This window comes from Luteibacter sp. P4_D7_3, assembly GCF_056401735.1.
Genome location: NZ_JBFUIT010000274.1, coordinates 1 through 5,283, shown reverse-complemented (window position 1 = coordinate 5,283; position 5,283 = coordinate 1). Strand labels below are relative to the sequence as shown.

The 5,283-nt window shown below is 62.7% G+C and carries 4 protein-coding genes and 1 rRNA gene; all 5 read right to left on the bottom strand.

Features of this window, described 5'->3' with window-relative positions; genetic code table 11:
* Positions 1-1,305, bottom strand: a 1,305-nt coding sequence (gene glpK, locus AC1DSN_RS17855) for a glycerol kinase GlpK (protein WP_477331985.1), incomplete at its 3' end; no start/stop codon positions are given.
* Positions 1,306-1,313: 8 nt separating this feature from the next.
* Positions 1,314-2,156, bottom strand: coding sequence for an MIP/aquaporin family protein (locus tag AC1DSN_RS17850; RefSeq protein WP_063572172.1), 843 nt, complete (start codon positions 2,154-2,156; stop codon positions 1,314-1,316).
* 43 nt (positions 2,157-2,199) lie between these two features.
* The gene (glpD, locus tag AC1DSN_RS17845) at positions 2,200-3,711 is read right to left on the bottom strand and encodes a glycerol-3-phosphate dehydrogenase (protein WP_477331983.1); all 1,512 of its coding nucleotides are present in this window, start codon (positions 3,709-3,711) and stop codon (positions 2,200-2,202) included.
* 357 nt (positions 3,712-4,068) lie between these two features.
* The gene (locus AC1DSN_RS17840; protein ID WP_063572167.1) at positions 4,069-4,839 is read right to left on the bottom strand and encodes a DeoR family transcriptional regulator; all 771 of its coding nucleotides are present in this window, start codon (positions 4,837-4,839) and stop codon (positions 4,069-4,071) included.
* A 332-nt stretch (positions 4,840-5,171) separates the two neighbouring features.
* Positions 5,172-5,283, bottom strand: a 5S ribosomal RNA gene (gene rrf / locus AC1DSN_RS17835); the annotation flags it as partial.

Below are 5,283 nucleotides of genomic sequence, written 5' to 3'. Positions count from 1 at the left end.
CAACAGAGGAACCCCGAGGATGTCCGCCTGGAACTGCGCCATGAAGTCGTTGGCGATCGCACCGCCGTCCGCGCGCAGTTCCTTCAACTGGATACCCGAGTCGATCTGCATCGCTTCGAGTACGTCGCGCGTCTGGTAAGCCATCGACTCGAGCGCGGCGCGGATGAACTGTTCCTTCGTCGTGCCGCGTGAGAGACCGAAGACGGCACCACGCACATCGCTTCGCCAGTAAGGCGCACCAAGACCGACGAAGGCAGGTACGAAGTAAACACCGTCGTTGTCCTTCGCGCGCTCCGCGTACGACTGCGAATCCGACGCCTTGCCGAGCATGCGAAGGCCATCACGCAGCCACTGGATCACGGAACCAGCGACGAAGATGCTGCCCTCCAGCGCGTATTCCACCTTGCCGTTGAGACCCCACGCGATGGTGGTAAGCAGGCCGTTCTTCGAACGCACGGCCTTCTCGCCGGTGTTCATCAGCATGAAACAGCCGGTGCCGTAGGTGTTCTTGGCCAGGCCGGGTTCGAAACACGCCTGCCCGAACAACGCGGCCTGCTGGTCGCCCGCGATGCCGGCGATCGGCACTTCACGGCCGAAGAAATGCTTCGCCAGCGTGTTGCCATAGACCTCGCTGGACGACTTCACTTCCGGCAGCATGGCCCGCGGCACGTTGAGCATCTTCAGCAGCTCGTCATCCCACTCGCGCTTGAAGATGTCGTACATCAGCGTGCGCGAGGCGTTGGTGTAATCGGTAACGTGCACCTTGCCGCCGGTGAGGTTCCAGATGACCCAGGTGTCGATCGTACCGAACAGCAGTTCGCCCTTCTCCGCGCGCTCCTGTGCACCTTCGACATGGTCGAGGATCCAGCGCACCTTGGTCCCGGCGAAGTAGGCATCGATGAGCAGACCGGTCTTCTCGCGCACCATCGGGTCGAAGCCGTCTTCCTTGAGCTTGTCGCAGATGTCCATCGTCTGGCGCGACTGCCAGACGATCGCGTTGTAGATCGGCTGGCCGGTGGCCTTGTCCCACACCACCGCGGTCTCGCGCTGGTTGGTGATACCGATGCCTTCGATAGCGCTGGCGTCGATGCCCGAGCTGCTGATGACCTCGGTCATCGTCGACAGCACGCTGGTCATGATCTCGCGCGGGTTGTGTTCGACCCAGCCCGGCTGCGGGAAGATCTGCGGGAACTCGCGCTGCGCGGTGCCGGCGATGTTGCCGTCATGGTCGAAGAGCATCGTGCGCGAGCTGGTGGTTCCCTGGTCGATCGCCAGGATGTAGCGCTTGTCCTTGGACTTGTCCATTGCTGGCCTCACCGAGTCGTTTGGTTGGAAGAGTTGCGACCGGCGGCCTGGCGCGCTTCTTCAAGCGCACGCTGACGTGCCGGCAGGAAGGGATGCACGAGCAGCTGGTACGCGCCGCCACCGACCACACCACCGATCAGCGGGCCGACGATCGGCACCCACCAGTAGTTGTCCGGCGAAGGCAGCGCCGAGGAGCCCCAGCCCGCGAAGAACGCGAACAGGCGGGGACCGAAGTCGCGCGCCGGGTTGATCGCCCATGCTTCGAGGTAACCCATCGACGCACCGATGGTCGCGACCAGCAGGCCGATGATCAGCGCGCCGCTGTTGGCACCCGGTGCCGTCTCGTTGTACTGCTCGGTGATCGCGAAGATGCCGAACAGCAGGAACGCCGTCAGGATGACCTGATCCAGAAGCGCGTGCATCGGCGTGATGGCCAGACCCGGATGGGTGAAGAACACGCCTGCCGCGCCTCCGGCCTCACGAGTGAGGTTGTGCGTTGCATTGAAGTGGTCGATGACCGGTCCGAACAACACATAGACGATCGCGGCGCCGAGGAATGCACCGATGACCTGGGCGATCCAGTACGGGACGACCTTCTTCCATGAAAAGTCGCGGAAGATCGCGAGTGCCAGCGTGACGGCTGGGTTCGCATGCGTACCGGAGACCGACGCCGTCGCGTAGATCGCGATGGTGACCGCCAGACCCCAGGCGATACAGACGCCCCAGTAAGCGTTGAGGTAGGGACTAGGGTCGTAGAGCACGTACATGCACGCTACGGAATCGCCGAACGCAATGATGATGAACATCGCGAGGGCTTCGGAAATCAGCTCGCCTATCTGTTGTCGCATGATCCGTCTCTCCATCGGGTTTCATGACTGGGAAAGCGCCAGGGCGCTACGGGTTGGTGGCAGGCCCCTGGGGGACGCGCCGGTTCAGGTACTCGGTAAGGCGACGCACGTCGTCGGGGCCGACGCGCAGGCCGATCTTGCTTCGGCGCCACAGGATGTCTTCAGCTTCGGTCGCCCATTCGTGGCGGATCAGGTAGTCCACCTCCACCTGGTACAGATCCGAGCCGAAGTGCTCGCCCAGCGCGGCGAGGCCGTCCGCTTCACCCAGCAGGTCGCGGGCGCGCGTGCCGTACATATGCGTGAGCCGCCAGGCAAAGGTTTCCGGCAGCCAGGGGCGCGACGAGCGGATGTCGTCGGTGAGCGCATCGATATCCCGTTCGCCACCGCCCGGAAGCGGGCGCGCGTCGGCTGTCCATGCAGGCTTGTCGTTGCCCAGCAGCGGGGCGAGTTTATCGACAGCCTCTTCGGACAACTTGCGGAAAGTCGTGAGCTTGCCACCGAAGACGTTCAGCAGCGGCGCACCGTCCTGGTCGATGTCGAGAAGGTAGTCGCGTGTGACTTCGGACGCGCTACCGGATTCGTCCTGCAGCAGCGGCCGGACGCCGCTATAGCTCCAGACAACGTCGGCGGGCGTGAGCTGCTTCTTGAAGTAGCGGTTCACGGCCTCGCACAGGTACTGCGTTTCCTCCGCTTCGATCACCGGGTGCGACGGATCCGACTTGTATTCGATATCGGTCGTGCCGATCAGCGTGAAGTCGCGCTCGTACGGAATGGCGAAGACGATGCGACGATCCGGCTGCTGGAAGATGTACGCGTAGCGGTGATCGAAGATCTTCGGGACGACGATGTGGCTGCCCTTGATCAGGCGCAGCGTATGCGAATGCTTCAGGTGAACGACGTCGTCGAGAAAGCTCGCCGCCCAGGGGCCGGCGGCATTGACCAGCGCGCGCGCCTTGACGAAGTGGCGGCTGCCGTCGCGCGATTCGAGCTCGGCCGTCCAGCCATCCGCATCGCGACGTGCAYTGATGCATTTGGTATGGGTCTCGACCTTCGCACCACGATGCACGGCGTCCATCGCATTGAGCACGACCAGGCGTGCATCCTGCACCCAGGCATCGGAGTAAACGAAGCCCTGGTGGAACTCACTGCGCAGCGGCTCGCCGGTGACGTGTTTGGCAAAGCGCACACGCCGCGAACCCGGCAGGGTACGGCGGCCACGACCCAGGTGGTCATAGAGGAACAACCCGATGCGAATCATCCACGCCGGGCGCAGATGCGGCTGGTGCGGGAGGATGAAGCGTAGTGGCCAGATAATGTGCGGCGCCGCCCTGAGCAGTACCTCGCGCTCGGCAAGCGCCTTGCCGACGAGGGCGAACTCGAATTGCTCGAGGTAACGCAGCCCGCCGTGGATCAACTTGGTCGCCGCGCTGGATGTGTGCGATGCCAGGTCGTCCCTTTCGCACAGCCACACCGATAGCCCGCGCCCTACCGCATCACGTGCGATACCGACGCCGTTGACGCCACCACCGACCACCAGAACATCGACCTGCTCGACCATCGCGCACTCCGCTTGGCTGGAGGCACCACTTCACTGAGAGGGGAATAGCCATGTTCGGCTGCGCTCGTTTTTCCTTGCGGAGACGCCCGAGGGGCGCATAAACGAACATTTCACACGGTCAGCAAGCGGCGCCTGCGTTAAAAGTGAGCATATTCGAACATAAACGAACATGGCACGCTGCAGTGCAGCGCAGGGTTTGTTTGAAACAAGGCCTTCAGTCGCGGGTAGATGCCTGATAGATCGACACTTTCTGCCCTCGGCGTGGTTTCAGTCCACGGCTGCCCAGGCAGCCTCCCCTAAAAGAAACCGCAATTCGTGCTGCTGTAGGAGCCGATTCATCGGCGAAAACACGTCACCTCAGTCCCCCGCGACATGCAACTGCGTCCCCGCAGCCTCCAGCACGGGCATCAACGGCTCAGGCGGCGCCTTGTCGGTAAACCAGGCATCCACCCGCGAGAAATCACCCAGCCGAACCATCGCGTTACGTCCGATCTTGGTGTGATCGGCGCCCAGGTACACCTGCCGCGAGTGCTCGATGATCGCCTGCGCAACGCGTACTTCGTGGAAATCGAAATCCAGTAGGGTCCCGTCCAGCTCGATACCGGAGATCCCGATGATCCCGTAGTCGACCTTGAACTGACGAATGAGCTCGATCGTCGCCTCGCCGGTCACACCACGGTCGCGACCGCGCACGACGCCGCCGGCGACAATCACCTCGAAGGTCGGGTTGTCGCTGAGCAGGAGCGCGATATTGAGGTTATTGGTAATCACACGCAGGTCGCGGTGATCGAGCAGCGCGCGGCCGACGCCCTCGTTGGTGGTGCCCAGGTTGATGAAGAGCGAAGAGCCATCCGGGATCTGCTTTGCGATCGACGCCGCGATACGGTTCTTCTCTGCGGCCTGGAGCGTCTGACGCGCCGCGTAGGCGACGTTCTCCACGCTCGAGGAAGGACTCACACCGCCGTGGTATCGACGAATCAGGCCGCTGTCGGAGAGCAGGTTCAGGTCACGGCGAATGGTCTGCGGTGCAACGTCGAAATGACTGGCCAGTTCATCGACACCAACGAAACCCTCGCGCTGCACGATCGCGATGAGCTCTTCCTGACGTCGGTTCAATCGTGGATCCATCGTTTTCCCGTTACTGCACAACACGCGAGCATGATGCCGGGTCGCGACAAGCGTGTCATGCGGCGGTTGCGATGAAGGGCCGGACGTAACCCCGTAGGAGCCGATTCATCGGCGATCCCGCGGCAGCGGGCCGGGCCGCCGCCATCTGGTTATCGCCGCTGAAGCGGCTCCCACAGGGGCCGAGGGTAAATCGAGGGCAAAGAAAAACCCGGCTTCTTTCGAAGACGGGTTGTTCCGGTATAAGGCCCCTGGCGGTGACCTGTTGCGGGTCTTGCGCTGCGCGCAAAAAAAAACCCAGTCTCGGAGGAGACTGGGTTTTTAGGGTATAAGGCCCCTGGCGGTGACCTACTCTTGCATGGCTTGAGCCACACTACCATCGGCGCATGCGCGTTTCACTTCTGAGTTCGGGATGGGATCAGGTGGTACCACGCCGCTATGGCCGCC

Coding starts and splice junctions, on each gene's coding strand:
- AC1DSN_RS17840 (WP_063572167.1), bottom strand. CDS start 4,839: ATGGATCCACGATTGAACCGACGTCAGGAAGAGCTCATCGCGATCGTG.